Source organism: Pseudomonas sp. BIGb0381 (assembly GCF_024809815.1).
Taxonomy (GTDB): Bacteria; Pseudomonadota; Gammaproteobacteria; order Pseudomonadales; family Pseudomonadaceae; genus Aquipseudomonas.
On sequence record NZ_JANUEN010000003.1, the window covers coordinates 570064 to 587652 of the forward strand.

Annotated in this window: 21 protein-coding genes; 8 read left to right on the forward strand and 13 right to left on the reverse strand. The window is 58.7% G+C overall.

What is annotated here, in order from left to right; translation table 11 throughout:
• Position 1: 1 nt before the first annotated feature.
• Genes M2397_RS12700 through M2397_RS12710 form a run of 3 tightly spaced genes read right to left on the reverse strand, consistent with a single transcriptional unit; the run spans position 2 to position 2310 of the window.
• Positions 2–565: a peptidylprolyl isomerase gene (locus M2397_RS12700; RefSeq protein ID WP_032879982.1), complete on the reverse strand. Its 564-nt coding sequence runs from the start codon at positions 563–565 to the stop codon at positions 2–4.
• A 3-nt stretch (positions 566–568) separates the two neighbouring features.
• Positions 569–1372: an alpha/beta fold hydrolase gene (locus tag M2397_RS12705; protein WP_259243422.1), complete on the reverse strand. Its 804-nt coding sequence runs from the start codon at positions 1370–1372 to the stop codon at positions 569–571.
• 14 nt (positions 1373–1386) lie between these two features.
• A complete protein-coding gene (locus M2397_RS12710; RefSeq protein WP_065946860.1) occupies positions 1387–2310 on the reverse strand; it encodes a LysR family transcriptional regulator in 924 nt (307 codons plus the stop codon).
• A gap of 49 nt (positions 2311–2359) precedes the next feature.
• Between M2397_RS12710 and M2397_RS12715 the strand changes: the two genes are divergently transcribed.
• The 4 genes from M2397_RS12715 to M2397_RS12730 all read left to right on the forward strand — a co-directional run bounded on the left by M2397_RS12715 (position 2360) and on the right by M2397_RS12730 (position 4989).
• Positions 2360–2674 (forward strand): 3-phosphoglycerate kinase, encoded by a 315-nt coding sequence (locus M2397_RS12715; RefSeq protein WP_131698643.1) that lies wholly within the window; start codon positions 2360–2362, stop codon positions 2672–2674.
• Positions 2675–2825: 151 nt separating this feature from the next.
• Positions 2826–3425 (forward strand): FMN-dependent NADH-azoreductase, encoded by a 600-nt coding sequence (locus M2397_RS12720; protein ID WP_131698642.1) that lies wholly within the window; start codon positions 2826–2828, stop codon positions 3423–3425.
• A 203-nt stretch (positions 3426–3628) separates the two neighbouring features.
• Positions 3629–4504 (forward strand): carboxylate/amino acid/amine transporter, encoded by an 876-nt coding sequence (locus M2397_RS12725; protein ID WP_131698641.1) that lies wholly within the window; start codon positions 3629–3631, stop codon positions 4502–4504.
• A 68-nt stretch (positions 4505–4572) separates the two neighbouring features.
• Positions 4573–4989, forward strand: a complete 417-nt coding sequence (locus M2397_RS12730; protein ID WP_027603763.1) for an Lrp/AsnC family transcriptional regulator — start codon at positions 4573–4575, stop codon at positions 4987–4989.
• Positions 4990–5027: 38 nt separating this feature from the next.
• Here the strand turns inward: M2397_RS12730 and M2397_RS12735 are convergent, their stop codons facing one another.
• The 6 genes from M2397_RS12735 to M2397_RS12760 form a co-directional block, all read right to left on the reverse strand.
• Positions 5028–5705, reverse strand: coding sequence for a phenylalanine--tRNA ligase beta subunit-related protein (locus M2397_RS12735; RefSeq protein WP_131698640.1), 678 nt, complete (start codon positions 5703–5705; stop codon positions 5028–5030).
• A 4-nt stretch (positions 5706–5709) separates the two neighbouring features.
• Positions 5710–6936, reverse strand: a complete 1227-nt coding sequence (locus M2397_RS12740) for an ATP-grasp domain-containing protein (protein ID WP_205885925.1) — start codon at positions 6934–6936, stop codon at positions 5710–5712.
• Between the two features lie 3 nt (positions 6937–6939).
• Complete coding sequence (locus M2397_RS12745) at positions 6940–8121, reverse strand: MFS transporter (RefSeq protein ID WP_145336996.1); 1182 nt, start codon at positions 8119–8121, stop codon at positions 6940–6942.
• A gap of 8 nt (positions 8122–8129) precedes the next feature.
• Complete coding sequence (locus tag M2397_RS12750) at positions 8130–8444, reverse strand: Rieske 2Fe-2S domain-containing protein (RefSeq protein ID WP_131698638.1); 315 nt, start codon at positions 8442–8444, stop codon at positions 8130–8132.
• Positions 8445–8456: 12 nt separating this feature from the next.
• Positions 8457–9605 carry an iron-containing redox enzyme family protein gene (locus M2397_RS12755; protein WP_237683204.1) on the reverse strand — a complete coding sequence of 383 codons (1149 nt, stop codon included), beginning with the start codon at positions 9603–9605 and terminating at the stop codon, positions 8457–8459.
• A 551-nt stretch (positions 9606–10156) separates the two neighbouring features.
• Complete coding sequence (locus tag M2397_RS12760; protein ID WP_131698637.1) at positions 10157–11446, reverse strand: mechanosensitive ion channel family protein; 1290 nt, start codon at positions 11444–11446, stop codon at positions 10157–10159.
• Positions 11447–11639: 193 nt separating this feature from the next.
• Between M2397_RS12760 and M2397_RS12765 the strand changes: the two genes are divergently transcribed.
• On the forward strand, positions 11640–12986 hold the full coding sequence (locus M2397_RS12765; RefSeq protein ID WP_090400172.1) for a DEAD/DEAH box helicase: 1347 nt from the start codon (positions 11640–11642) through the stop codon (positions 12984–12986).
• A 49-nt stretch (positions 12987–13035) separates the two neighbouring features.
• On the opposite strand, the gene M2397_RS12770 is transcribed toward M2397_RS12765, so the two are convergent.
• Positions 13036–13311 carry a hypothetical protein gene (locus tag M2397_RS12770; RefSeq protein WP_131698636.1) on the reverse strand — a complete coding sequence of 92 codons (276 nt, stop codon included), beginning with the start codon at positions 13309–13311 and terminating at the stop codon, positions 13036–13038.
• Between the two features lie 154 nt (positions 13312–13465).
• On the opposite strand from M2397_RS12770, the gene M2397_RS12775 reads away from it, so the two are divergent.
• Positions 13466–13855 carry a transcriptional regulator gene (locus tag M2397_RS12775; protein WP_131698635.1) on the forward strand — a complete coding sequence of 130 codons (390 nt, stop codon included), beginning with the start codon at positions 13466–13468 and terminating at the stop codon, positions 13853–13855.
• A gap of 16 nt (positions 13856–13871) precedes the next feature.
• Here the strand turns inward: M2397_RS12775 and M2397_RS12780 are convergent, their stop codons facing one another.
• The 3 genes from M2397_RS12780 to M2397_RS12790 all read right to left on the reverse strand — a co-directional run bounded on the left by M2397_RS12780 (position 13872) and on the right by M2397_RS12790 (position 15913).
• Entirely contained in the window at positions 13872–14738 is an 867-nt protein-coding gene (locus M2397_RS12780; protein WP_131698634.1) for a DUF6279 family lipoprotein, read from the reverse strand.
• A gap of 66 nt (positions 14739–14804) precedes the next feature.
• Entirely contained in the window at positions 14805–15527 is a 723-nt protein-coding gene (locus M2397_RS12785) for a TorF family putative porin (RefSeq protein WP_259243431.1), read from the reverse strand.
• Positions 15528–15733: 206 nt separating this feature from the next.
• Positions 15734–15913: a hypothetical protein gene (locus M2397_RS12790; RefSeq protein WP_003193095.1), complete on the reverse strand. Its 180-nt coding sequence runs from the start codon at positions 15911–15913 to the stop codon at positions 15734–15736.
• Between the two features lie 322 nt (positions 15914–16235).
• Here M2397_RS12790 and M2397_RS12795 point away from each other — a divergent pair, with 322 nt between their 5' ends.
• A complete protein-coding gene (locus tag M2397_RS12795) occupies positions 16236–17072 on the forward strand; it encodes a S1 RNA-binding domain-containing protein (RefSeq protein ID WP_053133042.1) in 837 nt (278 codons plus the stop codon).
• Positions 17073–17184: 112 nt separating this feature from the next.
• Complete coding sequence (locus tag M2397_RS12800) at positions 17185–17583, forward strand: DUF2177 family protein (protein WP_259243433.1); 399 nt, start codon at positions 17185–17187, stop codon at positions 17581–17583.
• Positions 17584–17589: the final 6 nt, after the last annotated feature.

Here is a 17589-nt window from a genome sequence, read left to right on the forward strand (position 1 = left end):
CTCAGTCGATGCGTTTGGCCGACTTGATCAGGACAGGATCGATTGGCACGTTTTGCATGCCTTGTTTGGTGGTGGTCTGGGAGTTGACGATGATGTCGACCACATCCATGCCCTTGACCACTTTGGCGAACACGGCATAACCGGCATCGCGACCCGGGTCGAGGAAGGCGTTGTCAGCCACGTTGATGAAGAACTGGCTGGTGGCCGAGTTCGGGTCATTGGTGCGTGCCATGGACAGGGTGCCACGTACGTTATGCAGGCCGTTGCTGGCTTCGTTCTTGATCGGCGCTTCGGTCGGCTTTTGCGACATCTGCTGGGTGAACCCGCCACCCTGGACCATGAAGCCCGGGATCACGCGGTGGAAAATCGTGTTGGTGTAGAAGCCTTTGTCGACATAGGCCAGGAAGTTCTTGGTACTGATCGGCGCCTTGACCGGGTCCAGTTCGATTTCAATGTCGCCGTTGGTGGTGGAGATCAATACGTGTGGCGCCTTGGCAGGCTCGGCGGCCATCAGGTTGGCAGCGAACAGAACGGAACCGGCAAAGAAGGCGATTTTTTTCAGCATGGGTCAGTGATCCTGGGTAGTGGTTTCGACTGTCTTTAGAAAATCGAGCAGGGTGGTATTAAAGACTTCGGGTTGGTCCAAGGGCGTGGCATGGCGGGAATCTTCAATCACCACCAGTCGCGCATCGGGCAGCAGTTTTACATAGTTTTCTTTCTGGGCCACGGGGGTGTAGTCATGGTCGGCGCTGATGACCAGGGTTGGACAGGTAATCCTCGAAAGTCGTTCCTGTACGCCCCAGCCCACAATCGCATCGAAGCTGGCGAGATAAGCACGTTTGTCGTTTTTTGCCCAGCGTTCGGCCATCTTGCGGCGCAGGTCGGCCTGCGCAGGTTTGGGGAACAGCCGGTCACCGAGGGCCTTGCCGATGGTGGCCAGGCTAAGTACACGGGCGAGCGTCCAGCGCTTGGCCCACCACCAATACTCCTGGGCACTGCGTACCTTGACCTGGGGCGCGCTGTTGACGATGCACAGGCTCTTGACCCGGCCGGGTTCGTCCACCGCCAGTTGGAACGCGATCATGCCGCCCATGGACAAGCCCACCACATGGGCAGGCGGCAGGTCCAGGTGTTCGATCAGCGCAATCAGGTCGTAGGTGAACCCTTCGATGCTGTAGCGCTCCCTGGGTTTGTCGGAGCGCCCATGGCCGCGCACATCCACCACGATCAGGCGGTAGTGGCGAGCCAGTACCGGCACCTGCAGCTCCCAATCCTGGCTGCTGGAGCCCAGGCCGTGGATCAGGATCAGCGGCGTGCCGTGGCCATATTCCTCGTAGTGCAGGCTGCAGCCTTCATGGTCGAACCAGGCCATGCATGAACTCCGTTTCAGGCTTGCTGGGGGGCGGCGAAAGGCGCGTCCAGGGGGGCGGTGTCAAAGGTGCGCAGCAGCTCCACGAGGATCTGCGTTGCCGGCCCCAAGGGTTTGTCCTTGTTTGAATACAGGTAGAACGTAGGGTGGCGGCTGCCGCCCTGTTCCAAGGGTAGCTGCTTGAGCACACCTTCGGCGAGTTCGCGCTCGATCATGTGTCGTGGCAGCCAGGCAAAGCCCAGGCCGCTGCCGACAAAGGCGGCGGCGGTGGCGAGACTGCCGACGGTCCAGCGTTGTTCGGCGCCGAGCCAGCCCACATCCCGGGGTTGCTGGCGGCCGGAGTCGCGGATCACCACCTGCATCTGGCTTTCCAAGTCCTGGAAGCTCAGCTCGCGGTTCATGCGGTGCAAGGCGTGCTCGGGGTGGGCCACGGCGACGAACTCCACGTCGCTCATTTCGGTGCCCAGGTAGCCGGGGATGCTGAAGCCGCAAATCGCCAGGTCGGCCACGCCTTCCATCAACAGCTCTTCGACGCCGGACAGCACCTCTTCACGCAAACGCACCCGGCAACCACGGCTCTGCGGCATGAACGCGGTGAGCGCGCGCACCAGGCGCGCGTTGGGGTAGGCCGCATCGACGACCAACCGCACTTCGGCTTCCCAGCCCTGTTCCATGTGGTGGGCGAGGTCTTCCAGCTGGCTGGCGTTTTTCACCAGTTGCCGGGAGCGGCGCAGCAGCACTTCACCGGCGTCGGTGAGTACCGCCTTGCGCCCGTCGATGCGCAGCAGCGGCACGCCGAGTTGGTCTTGCATACGGGCCACGGTGTAGCTCACCGAGGACTGCGAACGGTGCAGCGCTTCCGCTGCCTGGGCGAAGCCGCCGTGGTCGACGACGGCTTGCAGCGTGCGCCATTGATCGAGGGTAACGCGGGGCGCTTTCAAGATGTGTTCCTCTTGTCCTAAGCTGGCGGTCCCTATTGGAGACTGCCGAATGAGAAAATTCTGTTGTGTGTTGCTGACGCTGCTGCCGATGAGCGCGTTTGCCTACCCCATCGACGTGACGAAAAAGATCGACGGCGTGAGCATCGATTACACCGCCTCCGACGTGGACGGCGATATCAGCTCGATCCAGCTGAATAACTACGGCACCCAGGACGCCGTGTGTTCGGTAACGTTCACCAACGGTCCGGAATCGCCACGTCGCCGCACGGTTTCGGTGCCGGCGGGAAAAAGCACCAACACCACGGTCAAGTTCAACCGCGCCATTATCAAGATGCGTATCGCGTTGGCCTGCACGCCAAAATAAAGCGGCAGCGGAGCATGTCCACAGGAATACTCCGCTTATAAACAAATTAATAGATGGGTTATAGCAGTTTTTTGCGCTTTTTTATCGAATTGGCTCTGTCTAATCTCCACTCCATCGACTTACAGCAATTACAGATGGAGCCTACGAAGCCATGTCCAATGTCCTGATCATCGAAAGCAGTGCCCGCCAGCAGGATTCGATCTCCCGTCAACTGACCCAGCAGTTCATCAGCCAATGGCAGGCCGCCCACCCGACGGATCGGATCACTGTGCGTGACGTGGCGCTCAACCCGGTTCCGCACCTGGACGCCAACCTGCTCGGCGGCTGGATGAAACCGGCGGATCAGCGCAACGGTAACGAACAGGCCTCCCTCGACCGCTCCAACGAATTGACCGACGAACTGCTGGCCGCCGACGTGCTGGTGATGGCTGCGCCGATGTACAACTTCGCCATCCCCAGCACCCTCAAGGCCTGGCTGGATCACGTGTTGCGAGCGGGTGTGACCTTCAAGTACACCCCCACCGGACCGCAAGGTTTGTTGAACGGCAAGCGTGCCATTGTGTTGACCGCTCGCGGCGGTATTCACACCGGCGCCACTTCCGATCACCAGGAACCCTACCTGCGCCAGGTCATGGCTTTTATCGGCATCCACGACGTCACGTTCATTCACGCCGAAGGGGTGAACCTGAGTGGCGACTTTCAGGAAAAGGGCATCAACCACGCCAAGGCGCTGTTGGCCCAGGTCGCTTGATCCTTTAATCGTCAGATAATCGCACGGTGTTTATCTAGTGCCACGCAAACCCTTCAAGTACGCGTAACGAACCTCCCTTTGCACTTGTTGCTCCTGAGTGCTCCTGCCCGACTGCCGCTTTAGCGAGGTCGGGTTTTTTTTGCCTCGAGTTTCTTCAATCGCCGAAAACCTTTAATGTCCCGCCCATTCGATGCGAGGCGTACATGGGCTATCTACTGGTTGTCACCCTGATTCAGGCATTTTCCTTCAGCTTGATCGGCGAATACCTCGCCGGTCACGTCGACAGCTACTTCGCGGTGCTGGTGCGTGTAGTGCTGGCCGGGCTGGTATTTATCCCGCTGACCCGCTGGCGCTCGGTCGAACCTGCCTTTATGCGCGGCCTGCTGGTGATCGGCGCGCTGCAGTTTGGCGTGACCTATGTGTGCCTGTACCTGAGCTTTCGTGTACTCACGGTGCCGGAGGTGCTGCTGTTCACCATCCTCACGCCGTTGCACGTGACCCTGATCGAAGACGCACTCAACCGGCGCTTCAACCCGTGGGCACTGGTTGCTGCTCTGGTGGCAGTAGCGGGGGCGGCGGTGATTCGCTTCGACCAGATCACCTCGCACTTCCTGATGGGTTTCTTGCTGCTGCAACTGGCTAACTTCACCTACGCCGCGGGGCAAGTGATGTACAAGCACCTGGTGGCACGCTACCCGAGCAACCTGCCGCACTACCGGCGCTTCGGTTACTTCTACCTCGGCGCGTTACTGGTGGTGCTGCCGGCATTCCTGTTGTTCGGCAAGGCTGACTTCTTGCCGCAAGCGCCACTGCAATGGGGTGTCCTGCTGTTCCTCGGGCTGGTCAGCACTGCCCTGGGCATTTACTGGTGGAACAAGGGCGCCTGCCTGGTGCATGGCGGAACCCTGGCGGTGATGAACAACCTGCATGTGCCGGTAGGATTGTTGCTGAACCTGCTGATCTGGAACCAGCATGAGCCGCTGGGCCGCCTGGCCTTGGGTGGTTTGGTGATTCTGGGGGCGGTGTGGATAAGTCGATTGGGCGTAAAGCCCGCGCCTGGCGTACAGTCTGCGACGTAATGGGCCATGGGCATGCGTGAGCGGCAATGAAAGTCTGCTATCGAAAAGAACAGTGTGGGGGCGGCAGAGTGGACAAGATTGATGAACTGATCATTGCAGCCTTGAAGGATGACTCCCGAGTCAGCCTTGCGCAATTGGCGCGGCAAGTTCACAAGTCTCGAACCGCCGTGGAGTCGCGCGTTCAAAAGCTGATTGAAAAAGGCATCATCCTGGGCTTCACCATCAACGTCGCGGAGGGCGATGAGACCCTGCAAGCGGCGTTCTTGATGCTGACGCTCAATGGCAGCAATTGCCATCTGGTGTTTCCGAAGATCCAGCAGTTCAGCCAGGTGGTGCATGCCTATTCACTGTTTGGCGACGTGGACATGATGCTCGACGTTCGGTACAGGAGCTTTGAAGAACTGATGGTCTTCAAGGACAGCCTGCTGAAGATCGAGCATGTGAAAGAAGTCGTGGTCAATCCCGTGCTGAAGGCCTGGCGTTAGGCGCCGGCCACAATAGCCCTATCTGCTGGACCTATGCTTCAGGCGTGATCGCGAACGGTTTCAAGAAAATGATGGCTCAGGTTCGGCATTTTCTGACGCAGGGTGTCCACGAGTTCTTCGATGACCGCCTGGTTGAATTGGAACGATGTGTCGTCATGCCCCAGGATCACCACCAACAACCTCGACGAGTCTTTCGTCAGCCGGAAGTCATGGGCATCGGCATCCACCTTGCCGATGCTCGCCAACGGCACATCACCGCAGGTATAGACGATATCGCCAACGGGAATCGTGATGGCCTTCTTGGCGAACAGTGGGCGTAGCACCCTCGGCTTATCCGAGCGCATCACGTAGATGTCGTCCTTCTGATGATAGGTGTGCACGCCAATGCTGACCCCATGCCGGATCGCGACCGCGTTATAGGCGTCGACGATGTTGTTGATGGGATACACGCCTTTGGCGATGAAGCGTCGCAGCAGCTTTTCGTTGGCACTGACGGTATTTTCGTAGCCGAGTTTTTTGAGCTGCCTGGCAAACCCTTCGTACACGACGTTCGAGTCCAGCTCGTTAAGGCGCGAGGCCACGTGGTTCAGGTTACTTTGCAGTACCCCGACGAAGCTCTGGTCATCCGAGACGGTGATGTCTTCGATAACGGCGGCGCACGCATTATTGATGCCCAGCTCACAGGCTGACTTTCTGATGATCAAACGACTTTTCATAACCTTAGCCCCACAGTGTTTTTCGCAGGTTGACGGTACTGACGTCCAGTTGCTGCGCCGAAGGACTTTGCAGCCAGAACAGCCCCGGACAGGTGGCGAAGTCGATCGTGACCGGCGTGGTATCGCCGGCGCTGATGAAATAACGGTGCCCGCAATAGGCCTCGTCTGCCTGGGCGCTTTGTATGGCCTGGGGTGAGGGAAGATCGAAGGTATGGCGTTCATCGGAGCAGAAGAAACCGATCCGGCCATGGCTGATCTGGCTGACCGCATCGGCCTGGGGGCGTGGGTGGCCGAGGTAGCTGTCGATCGACAGTGACAGCAAGTCGGGGTGATACACCTGCTGGAACAGCAGGGGCGCGATGCCCCCGTGCAAGCGACCGCCGGCCTCGATCATCACCGGCCCGGCCTCAGACCAGATGATTTCCATGTGAATCGGCCCCACCCGCACGCCCAGGGCCGCTGCCGCCTGGCGGGCGTAATCGGTCAGCGGTTGCAGTTCTGCAGCCCGAGGGTCGAGGGTGTCGAGGCTTTCGTAGACAAACATGCTGCCGTTCTTTTGGATCTTGGTGTACTTGCAGACGCTGGCAACGATGTAGGTTCCGTCAAAGGCGACCATATCCACCACGTACTCCGGTCCCGCGATGAACGACTGCACGATAAAACCGAGGTTGACTTCGCCCAGGTCGTTTTTCTGCTGCCAGGCCGCGTTTTTCAAGGCGGTCTCCACTTCGCGCTTGCCCCGGGCAAACACCACCCCTTCGGTGGCGGCCGAGTTCAGCGGCTTGACCACATAGGTGGCCGCCTCGTCGAGTTTGGCCAGCACTTCACCGATGCGGCTCGGTGAGCTCAGCAGGTGCGAATCGATGTGAGCCAGCTGGTATTTTTTCAGCGCCTGCTGCATGGAGAACTTGTTGCGCCGCAGGTCGCTGGTGATACGGCTGTTGCCTGGGATGTCGAGCAGCTCCGTCAGGTAGTCCGTGAGGTAGATCGCGGTTTCGCAACCGGCGATCACGGCGCTCGGTGACAAGGTTTCCAGGGTTATCAACAGGCTCTCTTCCCAGGCATACACCTCATGGAAGTTTTCTGTGATCAGGTCGTTGGTGAAGTGTTCAGGCAAGGCGCGTGTGGAGATCACGGCGATGCACCGTATGCCCTGCGCATTGAGCAAGGGCGCGTAGAGTTTGCCCGTGGAGAACGGGTCAACGATCAGTACGGTTTTCACGTCGTGCATTCCTTATTCCGTGGTGGCGGTGGGCGCGGCGGCCGGGGTCAGGTTCCACGCCAGTACGGCGGTGGCCAACAGGCCGGCGGAGACGACCATCAACAGGCGGGCGCCTTCGAGTCCGAGAAATCCGGAGGTGGTGAAGAACGTCAGGATCATAGGTGCCGAGCCACTGACCAGCAGGTAGTAGAGCGAACTTTTGGCCGCGATCACGTCAGCTACCCGGGCGTTGGGCGCCGACTCGATCAGGGTTTTACGCAACTGGATCCGCAGGCTGTTGATGCAAAAACCCAGCAGGAAGGCCGCGGCCATCATCACGTAGAGGTTCTGGAAGTAGACGATTGCCACGTCCGCCAGTATCACCAGCGCGATGGCCCCGTAGCTGTTGAGCTTGATGCGCGGCAACACGGCGGCGCTGAAGGCGCCCAGGCCTGCCAGGCCACTGGCGACGCCAAACAGGGTGGCATTCCACTCATTGAGCTTTTGAAAAACGATGGGCACCAGGCTGTTGAACGCGCCGATATGGAAACCGATCATGCTCAACACGATGATCAGGATGTAGAGGTTGCGCGGCAGGTCCAGCGGACGCGCAGTGGAGGGCCCTGTGGCCTGTTCGGCGGCGTGCTCGTTGGGGTTGTCGGCCACCAGGAGGATGGCCGCGAGCGAGAGAATCGCCGCCAGGCTGATGATTTGCAGCGTCTGGTTGACCGAAAACACATCCACGATCAACCCGCCCAGGAGCGCACCGCCGAAGGCACCGATCTGTATGGAGGTTTGCATCAACCGCGCGCAGGTATCGCTGTCGGTGAGGCCGGCCAGCACCAGCTTGGTATTTTTCGATTCCAGGGTGCTGATGGTGAAGTAGTCGGTGACGCCCACCACGAACGCGATGGCCAGGAAGCCGATCGGTAGCAGGGCGGCCTGGGTAAACGACAGCCCCAGTACCGCGGCGAAGGCCGCCAGGCGAATGTACAGCAGCCGTTTCAGGCTGAGTTCAATGGTAAAGAACCGGCCGATGTACTGCTCGCATAAATACGGCACTACAGTCGCCACGCACAAGGTGGCGCCGACCAGGAATGTTGAGCCGGTGGTCTCCAGGCCGAACCAGACCATAGCGATGACAATCGCCATGTCGAGGCCGGTGAAGAGGGTCACGATTGAATAGAACGCGGTCAGTGTCGATTTAGTATTCATGGGCTTCATCAGTCGTAACGGGAGATTTTAAGCAGCGGCACACAGCGCTCGGTGTCGCCGACGACGGTGCTTATCTGGTTTCTGACGCGCACAGTGGGCAGCGCCTTCTTTTCCAGGTTGCAGACCTTGTAGGCGTTGTCGTGCCAGGGACAGATCACACTTTGGCCGTCGCCTGTCACTTCGCCCATATGCAGCGGGCCGCCACGATGGGGGCACGCGGTGGGCAGCAATTGCGTCGAATACGCATGGCGCTTGAGAAAGTAGGTTCTTTCCTCCACGGCCACATAGTTGGCGTGGTTGAGATTCAGGCTGATGGCTTTCATTGGGTTGCCCACTCAGATGGCGGTGACGGTGTACGTGCAGGACGGGCTGGTGATGCGGGTGCCATGCAGCATTCCCTTGGGAATCACCACGCCTTCGCCGGCCTTGAGGCGCACCGTCAGTTCGGGGCTGGCGACAAACTCCAGCTCGCCTGATTCGACCCAGAACAGTTCGTCATTCGGGTGGGTATGCAGCACCGACAACTCGTGTTCAGGCTCGGTAATCCTCAGGTCCACGGGTTTGTGGCCCTGGAGCGCCGCTGCCTGTGCCCGATGCTCATCGAACGCGTCATGCCATTTGATATGGGCATACAACTCTTCGTCGGCGATGTCCTGAAGCAGCCTGAACTCTTCAAAGCCGCGAATAAGGTCGGGGATGATCTTGGTGCCGAACTGCTTGATCATGGGAATGATCAGGCGCTGGAGGGCCATTCTTCCGTGGTGCACATCGATGTGGGCATGCTCATCGAAATAGTCCGTGGAGACGCTGCCGTTGAAGATGGTCTTGATCGCGCGTGACTGGTGCTTGGTCGTCAGGGCCAATGTGGCTTCGGTGTAGTACATGGCGCCGATATAGCGGAACAGCTCGCCATGGTTGGCCGATACGTAGTGGAAGTAGTTGGTCAGCGACAGCGACGCCGGGGTATAGAACTGCCAGTAATGGTGCACGTGATGGGACATGCCCATGTCCTGGAGCATGTCTTCAAAAATAGTGCTGTGTTTCTTTTTGTCGACGCCGTAGCCGTACTCGTCGATCAGGATCTTGAACAATTCGCTGGTGTACACGCCGCTGTTACCCAGCACGTTGCGGGCCATGGCCGACGCTTCACTGAGGAAGTCTCCTGCGCATTGCGTCATGAAAAACCTGGCGGCACGTTCGGGGTGGCGGCTGGTGGTCAGCACTTCATGGAGTTTGGATTCGGACTGGGCGACGTCATCCAATACTTTATCGGTGTGGGCGATAAAAGAGTCCAGGCACCAAGGGCCGTTGATATGCACTTCTTCCTTGAGCCAGTTGTACAGGTAGTGTTCCAGCAACGGGCGGATCTTTTTGCCACTGGCCGCATGCTGCGGATCATAGAAGCGCTTGAACGCCTTGAAGTCCAGTTCCAATGGCGGCTTGGGCAAGAAGACCAGGTCTTGCTCGTAGATATTCAATAACAACCGTTGCGCCAATAGATGCTGACTGTTTGAAAGCTGGTCGCTGGTCAAGCAGGTGGTGATGATTGAATCGGTTACGTCCTGCGGCCGCGAAGGTCGCTGGTAGGGGCTTTGGGTATAAAAGTCGCAGGGTTGAGCAAAGGCGCCAGCACCACAATATTGGGTCAATGCTTCGGCATTCGAGCTTAATACAAAGTCTGCTGCATTATCGGAAAGCTGAGTTGTCCATAACATGAGGTTGGCCTTCTGCTGGCGTTGTTTGATGGCCAGATGCTAAGGCGTTGGTTTTTTTTAAAACAGATTAGAAATAGTGCGCGCAAGTAGTGAAATTCACTAAAGGTATAGGAAGAATTTTCTTTATGGGGTAAGTCGGTTGAATAATCGGCAGCAGCGGCTACACATAGTTGCCGGCTTTTATTGTGGGGGGGGCGTCAGCGGTGGCTCAAGTTGCACGTGAACTTGCCGCCTTATCAGTGGTGTATTGGATCAATACCGTTCCAACGCTTCTAGCACCTTCCGGCGAGGCGCTTGCCAGCCCCTCGCCGGTATTGTTGTCAGTACTCCGGGGTTTCCGCGGTTCGGGTATTGTGTGCCAGCGCCAGTATCCCGGTGCGCAGATCGGTGCCGCTGGGTTGCTGGTACAGGTTCAGTCCGAACTCCGGCAATACGGCCAGCAGGTAGTCGAAGATATCCCCCTGGATCCGCTCGTAATCGGCCCATACGGTGGTGCGTGTGAAGCAGTAGATCTCGAGCGGCACGCCCTCGGCGGTGGTTTGCATCTGGCGCACCATGCAGGTCATGTTCGGCTGGATGTCCGGATGGCTTTTGAGGTAGGCCAGGGCATACGCGCGGAAGGTGCCGAGGTTGGTCATGCGCCGGCGGTTGGCCGACAGTTGCGCGCTGTGACCCTGGGCTTCGTTCCAGGCCTTGAGTTCGGCCTGCTTGCGCCCGATGTAGTCGGTGAGCAGGTGCACTTGGGTCATGCGCACTTCTTCATCGTCACGCAGGAAGCGCACGCCGCTGGCATCGATAAACAGGCTGCGCTTGATGCGTCGCCCACCGGAGGCCTGCATGCCGCGCCAGTTCTTGAACGACTCGGACATCAGGCGCCAGGTCGGGATGGAGACGATGGTCTTGTCGAAGTTCTGCACCTTGACCGTGTGCAGGGTGATGTCCACCACATCGCCGTCAGCGCCGACCTGGGGCATTTCGATCCAGTCGCCGACGCGCAGCATGTCGTTGCTGGTGAGCTGCACGCTGGCGACGAACGACAGCAGGGTGTCCTTGTAGACCAACAGGATCACTGCCGACATGGCGCCCAGGCCTGACAGCAGCAACAGTGGTGAACGGTCAATCAATGTGGCGACGATGATGATCGCGCCAAACACGAACAGCACCATTTTCGCCAACTGCACATAACCTTTGATCGAGCGGGTACGCGCGTGTTCGGTGCGGGCGTAGATGTCCAGCAGGGCGTTGAGCAGCGCGCTCAGGGCCAGCACCAGGAACAGGATGGTCAATGCCAGGGCCACGTTGCCGATAAACAGGATCGCGGTCTTGCTCAGGGCGGGCACCAGGTACAGGCCGAACTGGATCACCAGCGAGGGCGTCATCTGCGCCAGGCGATGGAAGACTTTGTTGTGCCGCAGGTCGTTGAGCCAGTGCAGCGCCGGTTGCCGGCCGAGCAATTTGACGGCGTGGAGGATCAGGTAACGGGCCACCCGCCCGAGCAGCAGGGCCACCACCAGCAACACCAGGAAACCGAGGCTGGCATGCAGCAGCGGGTGTTCGTCGAGGGTGCCCCAAAGGTCTTGGACGTTGAGCCAGAGCTGTTTGATATCCATGGATGAAACCGATTCTTCTGTAAGACAAGACGGCGCGATTAGAGCATTTAAGTGCAACAAAGTTGATGCCGTGGACAAATACTCTGACAAAAAAGCAATTGATTAGCGCCGTTCGCGTAAAGACACTCGGTTTGGACGCCCGAAACCGGTACCCTATGCAGCTGATTTTTTGTATTTCTTCGAGGTAGCACCCGTGTTTTCCCAATTCGCCCTGCACGAACGCCTGCTCAAAGCCGTGGCCGAGCTGAAATTTGTCGAGCCTACGCCTGTGCAAGCAGCGGCCATCCCGCTCGCGCTCGAAGGGCGTGACCTGCGGGTGACGGCTCAAACCGGGAGTGGCAAGACCGCCGCTTTCGTCCTGCCGATTCTCAATCGCCTGATCGGCCCGGCCAAAGTCCGCGTCAGCATCAAGACCCTGATCCTGCTGCCAACCCGCGAGCTGGCCCAGCAAACCTTGAAGGAGGTCGAGCGCTTCTCGCAGTTCACCTTCATCAAGTCCGGCCTGATCACCGGTGGCGAAGACTTCAAGGTCCAGGCCGCCATGCTGCGCAAGGTGCCGGACATCCTGATCGGTACGCCGGGCCGCATGATCGAGCAACTCAACGCCGGTAACCTTGACCTCAAGGAAGTCGAAGTGCTGGTACTCGACGAAGCCGACCGCATGCTCGACATGGGCTTTGCCGACGACGTGCAGCGCCTGGTGGCTGAATGCGTGAATCGCCAGCAGACCATGCTGTTCTCCGCCACCACCGGCGGTTCGACCCTGCGTGACATGGTCGCCAAGGTCCTGAACAATCCTGAGCACCTGCAGGTCAACAACGTCAGCGACCTGAACGCCACCACGCGCCAGCAGATCGTCACCGCTGACCACAACGTGCACAAGGAACAGATCCTCAACTGGCTGCTGGCCAACGAGACCTATCAGAAGGCCATCGTGTTCACCAACACCCGCGCTGCCGCAGACCGCATATACGGTCGTCTGGTGGCCCAGGACTACAAAGCGTTCGTGCTGCACGGCGAGAAAGACCAGAAGGACCGTAAACTGGCCATCGACCGCCTCAAGGCCGGCGGCGTGAAGATCCTGGTCGCCACCGACGTTGCCGCGCGCGGCCTGGACGTGGACGGCCTGGACATGGTCATCAACTTCGACATGCCACGCAGCGGCGACGAGTACGTGCACCGTATCGGCCGTACCGGGCGTGCCGGCAACGATGGCCTGGCGATTTCGCTGATCTGCCACGGCGACTGGAACCTGATGTCGAGCATCGAGCGCTACCTCAAGCAGTCGTTCGAGCGCCGCACCATCAAGGAGGTCAAAGGCACCTACACCGGGCCGAAAAAGGTCAAGGCGTCGGGCAAGGCGGTTGGCGTGAAGAAGAAAAAGACCGACGCCAAGGGCGACAAGAAAAAGGCCGGTGCCAAGTCGCCGACCAAGCGCAAGATCGCCAACCGGCCGAAGACCGACAACCTCTCGCTCGTCAGCAAGGATGGTATGGCGCCGCTCAAGCGTCGCAAGCCAGAAGCACCCGCTGCCGAGTAAGGCTTGAGGGATGTGAAAAAACCGGACGTTGTCCGGTTTTTTTATAACCTCAGTTTTTCGCTTTGGCGGCAGCTTCTTTCAATTCCTTGAGCCGGGCGTCGATCAACTGGCACTTGTCGGGGAACTCTGCGCTTTCAGTATCCAGGTCCATCTTCTGCAGCTCGTCGTTCATCTCCTTGGCCTTGGTCGGGTTCTGCTCAGTGAGTTTGGCCACTTCCTGGGCCAACTGCTCGCGCTTGGCCGTGGCCTCTTCCGGGGTGCAGGCCCAGGCGGGCAGGGCGGTGAGCAGCGTGGCGGCGATGGCCAGGTTTTTCAGGGTTTTCATGATCGGACCTCCTTGGCGGTGATGCTCAGTTGAGGTGGTGAACGTCTGGAAAGTTCAGAGAAATGACGTCCGTCGGTTGGTCTGAACGGCCACAGGCGCGCAGGGTCACTCCTACAGGCAGGCTACTTTCCTTAGGCCTGCAGGAGGAATCAGGATGACGACTTACAATTGGGATCTGATCGAACGTCTGCTGCACGAAGTGCAGAACGGCGAAGGCAGTTTTGCCCCGCGCAAATACGCCGAGCAGGAAGCGGCCGAGAAGGCCACGGCGGGCGAATCCACGGGCAATCTGGATGCGTTGAAAAAGACGGCTGCCGATTACGAGGCGCTGTTGTTCAAGCGTGGGTTTATCGAGTCGCGCCCTGAGGAAGAAGGCGGCAATGGTGAGAATTTCATTCTCACCGCACTGGGTGCGCAGCTATTGGCGCTGATCGACAGCTCCATCCCGGGCAATGATCACCCGCGTCAGGTGCTGGATGAGCAGGCGGATGCGTTGGACCCCGCGACTTTTTCCGAAGTGGCTTCGAAGGCGCAGATTGCCTGAGCGGGCACCTCCCACATTAATTCGCAGCGGCCTTGAGGCATTTAAGTGCTTTGAAGTCGCTGCGTACGCCGTCGATTTTCTGCGTTAATTTCAGGCGCTGCTGTACGGTACTTTCGGCCATCAAGTCGACGATCAGACTGCGCGCAGCGGCTTCGGTCTGTGCATAAGCGGCGCGGTACTCCGGTGTCCACAGGCTTTCGCGGTCTACCAGCAATTGCTGCATCTTCTGCGGGAAGTCGGTGTCGTGGCGCTGCTGCACGGCGTCGATGAATTGTGCCTGCCAGTGGGCACGGTTGCCGATCCACTGCTCGTTCTGCTCGCCCAGGCTGATGGACCAGGCCATCACCCGGTTTTTCTGGCTATCGCTCAGCGGCCCCATCCACGCATTCAGGCGCTTGTTCATGCGCTCGGCGCGGTCCTGGATCTGCTTGGCCAGCGGCGGCTTAAGATAGTCGTCCTGGCGTTTGCGCAGGTCCTTGGCCAGGGCATCGTTCATGTCGTTGACCTGTTGGTCATCCAGCCCTTGTAACAATTCGATCGCCGACGGTGTGATTTCCCGCGCCACTTCGGCAATTGCCTGCTTGGCCTCAACCGTGCGGGTTTGCAGCGCTGCATCGGTGACCTGGTTGCTCTCGACCATTGCTTGCAGGCGGTCGAGCCAGTCGAGGTAACCCGGCAATTGTGTGGTGCAGTGCCAGGCCAGGTGTTCCTTGAGTGTGTCGTTGAACCAGCTCTTCTGCCCGGCATTCATGTCCAAGTAGTCGTTGAGGGTCCAGGGGATGATCACGTCCAGGTTGCGATAGGCCAGGCCCACGCGGTTGCAGCCCGCGAGCACCAGGCTCAGGGTCAGGAATACCACCAGCAGTTTGAGCCGATGCAGCATGGGCGTGTCCTTGCGCAGAGGGAGTTAATGCATGTGAACCCGCGGCGCACGCGACAGTTCAGCCCATCAATAAAACGACCGCATCGCCTTCAAGGTCAACAGGCCATCGCATTGCGAATTGTGTCCGGAATAGGCCGAGCAATCGCCGCCGCTGAGGCTGGAATCGCTGTAGATCAGGTCCAGGTCGATGCCCTTCCAGGCGCGGGAGAACTGTATCGACCAGTCGCTGAAGCTGCTGATGGACCCCCCCTCCACTGAGGTCGGGGTGCCCAGTTGATGGGTGGTGTATTTCATACTGACGCCGATGCCGAAGGGCTGGGTGCCGCTGAGGTCGGCGAACAGGGTGCTGTCCTGGCGGTCCGGGTCGTTGCTGAAGGAAGCGCCGAAGCGATTGCCCAGCAGGTTGAGGCCGCCGTAGAGCTCCTGGCTGTCGAGGGGGCTGAGCTTGGGGTAGCTGTAGTGGATCAGACCGACTTCGTAGCCCAGTGTCCGGTCGAAAGGGTGCTTGAATCCCATATACGAATCGACTTCGAGAGTGCTGGCCGGCGACAGGCCCATGTTCGGAGAAAACTGGCCAAAGTACAGGCCGCTGTCATGACTCAGGTCCAGCCCGCCATGAAATGAGTCATTGCCCGGCGAGGTCGGCTTGACCAGGCCTTGGGCCATGCTGCGGCTGGGGGTGGTGCCCAATTTCAGGTCGAAGTCGCCCAGTTCACGCTGGAAAATCTGCGCTTCGGCGAGAGGGCTGGCCGCCAGGATACTGGCCACGAAAATGCAGCGTTTAAGCATGCTTCACTCCATGAAAAGCGAGGAGCAGTAACGGAGAAATAGGGCAGATGCCCGTGCTAGACGTGTGCAAGCATACCGGCGAATCTCAGGAGGTGAGCCCCGTTCGTCGATTTGCACGTTCTGAAGGTGATGCGAGAGGGTATTTCGGGCTCTAGTCCTAGCGCCTTGAAGGTAAGACGCTTAGGGACCAGATGTGCTGCGCGGTATTACTTTTTACCCAGGCTGATCTGCTTGGACGGGCCGAAAGTCTGGCCGCTCACGCCCTTGGCAATTTGCTGGATTTCGCCACCGGACTTGAGGAAAGCAGCAATCTGGCTGTTGATCGATTCGCTGGTTTCAACGGCGGGAGCTGGCTTTGCTTTGCTGTTGGATGCTTTTACACGCATGGCGGCCACTAACCTGTAGAAAATTAACTTGGCCAGGCATCGTACAGGAAATACTTGACAATTGCTTGGTAAATATCCCCCGGGAATAAAAGCAGCAGCTGAAAACAGCCAAAGTTTATCTTTGAAATTAGCCCCTAACTTCCTGTTTTAACTCGAAACCACGGGCTGAGCCGGCACGGGTGGCGTGGCAAAATTCAGCCGAATGATCGGACGAGCGGGGCGGTGCCACTGGAACGCCAGGTAAACCCGCGATTTTTCAGGCGCGCGCGCGTGGCAGGCGCAACTCGGGTAGAATGCCGCCCACGCAATGAGGGTATTGGAAATGGCTTTAGTCGGGCGCTACAACAGCTTGCAAGTGGTTAAACACACTAACTTTGGTTTGTACCTCGATGGTGCGCAAGATGGCGAAATCCTCTTGCCTAATCGGTATATCCCCAAGGATATTCCCAGTGAAGATGAAGATTGGCTTAACGTTTTCATTTATCTGGACAGCGATGACAAACTTATCGCCACTACCGAAAAACCGAAAGTTCAAGTTGGCGAATTTGCCAGTTTGAAAGTCGTGGAAGTCAACAGCATTGGCGTGTTCCTCGACTGGGGTTTGCCAAAGGATCTGTTGCTCCCGTACTCGGAAGAAAAACGTCAGATGACCGCCGGTGAATACTGCGTGGTGCATGTCTATCTCGACAAACACACCAAGCGTATTACCGCCACCGCGCGCCTTGACCGCTACCTGGACAAGACGCCGGCCAACTACGTCGTGGGCCAGGAAGTCGACCTGCTGGTCGCCGAAGCCACCGACATGGGCTTCAAGGCGATCATCAACAACAAGCACTGGGGCCTGATCCACAAGAACGAAGTGTTCAAGTTCCTCCGCCCGGGCAAGGAAGAGAAAGGCTTTATCAAAGAGATCCGCGCCGATGGCAACATCAGCCTGAGCCTGCAACCGGTTGGCCAGGAAGCGGCCTCCAGCCTCAACTCGAAGATCCTCGCCAAGTTGCGTGAAAACAACGGCAGTTTGCCGGTCAGCGACAAGAGTGACCCGGCGGTGATCAGCAACTTGTTTGGCGTGAGCAAAGGCAACTTCAAGAAGGCCATTGGTGCGCTCTACAAGCAGGGCCAGATCGTGATTCACGCGGATCGCATTGAACTAAGCTGAGTGCGCTTTGCTCTCTGTAGGAGCGAGCTTGCTCGCGAAAAAGGTACATCCGACACCGTGATGCGCCTGGAATGTTTTCGCGAGCAAGCTCGCTCCTGCAGAGGCTGCATCAATGCCCAAGAAGTCTGTCTTCGCCTACCTCGGCACCTTGCTTGCCTTCCTGATCCTCGACGGCCTCTGGCTCGGTGTCCTCATGGGCCCGACCTACAAATCCCTGCTGGGCCCGCTGATGCTTGATCAGCCTCGCCTGTTGCCTGCCGTGCTGTTTTATCTCTTGTATGTCCTCGGTTGCGTGGTGTTCGTGGTCTTGCCCAGCGCCAGCTGGCAACGCGCAGCCCGACTGGGTGCGTTGCTGGGTCTGGTGGCCTACGGCACCTACGACCTGAGCAACTGGGCCACGCTGCAAGGCTGGTCTAGCGGATTGGCGATGATGGACATGGCCTGGGGCGCCTTCCTCACAGCGGCGTGCTGCACGGTCGGGTACTTTTGTGCACATCGGGTGCACCGATGATTGTGT

What these genes read in the sequence shown, in the direction of transcription:
- M2397_RS12700 (WP_032879982.1), bottom strand. Translation starts at nt 565, where the DNA reads ATGCTGAAAAAAATCGCCTTCTTTGCCGGTTCCGTTCTGTTCGCTGCC.
- M2397_RS12705 (WP_259243422.1), bottom strand. Translation starts at nt 1,372, where the DNA reads ATGGCCTGGTTCGACCATGAAGGCTGCAGCCTGCACTACGAGGAATAT.
- M2397_RS12715 (WP_131698643.1), top strand. Translation starts at nt 2,360, where the DNA reads ATGAGAAAATTCTGTTGTGTGTTGCTGACGCTGCTGCCGATGAGCGCG.
- M2397_RS12720 (WP_131698642.1), top strand. Translation starts at nt 2,826, where the DNA reads ATGTCCAATGTCCTGATCATCGAAAGCAGTGCCCGCCAGCAGGATTCG.
- M2397_RS12725 (WP_131698641.1), top strand. Translation starts at nt 3,629, where the DNA reads ATGGGCTATCTACTGGTTGTCACCCTGATTCAGGCATTTTCCTTCAGC.
- M2397_RS12735 (WP_131698640.1), bottom strand. Translation starts at nt 5,705, where the DNA reads ATGAAAAGTCGTTTGATCATCAGAAAGTCAGCCTGTGAGCTGGGCATC.
- M2397_RS12740 (WP_205885925.1), bottom strand. Translation starts at nt 6,936, where the DNA reads ATGCACGACGTGAAAACCGTACTGATCGTTGACCCGTTCTCCACGGGC.
- M2397_RS12745 (WP_145336996.1), bottom strand. Translation starts at nt 8,121, where the DNA reads ATGAATACTAAATCGACACTGACCGCGTTCTATTCAATCGTGACCCTC.
- M2397_RS12750 (WP_131698638.1), bottom strand. Translation starts at nt 8,444, where the DNA reads ATGAAAGCCATCAGCCTGAATCTCAACCACGCCAACTATGTGGCCGTG.
- M2397_RS12760 (WP_131698637.1), bottom strand. Translation starts at nt 11,446, where the DNA reads ATGGATATCAAACAGCTCTGGCTCAACGTCCAAGACCTTTGGGGCACC.
- M2397_RS12770 (WP_131698636.1), bottom strand. Translation starts at nt 13,311, where the DNA reads ATGAAAACCCTGAAAAACCTGGCCATCGCCGCCACGCTGCTCACCGCC.
- M2397_RS12775 (WP_131698635.1), top strand. Translation starts at nt 13,466, where the DNA reads ATGACGACTTACAATTGGGATCTGATCGAACGTCTGCTGCACGAAGTG.
- M2397_RS12780 (WP_131698634.1), bottom strand. Translation starts at nt 14,738, where the DNA reads ATGCTGCATCGGCTCAAACTGCTGGTGGTATTCCTGACCCTGAGCCTG.
- M2397_RS12785 (WP_259243431.1), bottom strand. Translation starts at nt 15,527, where the DNA reads ATGCTTAAACGCTGCATTTTCGTGGCCAGTATCCTGGCGGCCAGCCCT.
- M2397_RS12790 (WP_003193095.1), bottom strand. Translation starts at nt 15,913, where the DNA reads ATGCGTGTAAAAGCATCCAACAGCAAAGCAAAGCCAGCTCCCGCCGTT.
- M2397_RS12795 (WP_053133042.1), top strand. Translation starts at nt 16,236, where the DNA reads ATGGCTTTAGTCGGGCGCTACAACAGCTTGCAAGTGGTTAAACACACT.
- M2397_RS12800 (WP_259243433.1), top strand. Translation starts at nt 17,185, where the DNA reads ATGCCCAAGAAGTCTGTCTTCGCCTACCTCGGCACCTTGCTTGCCTTC.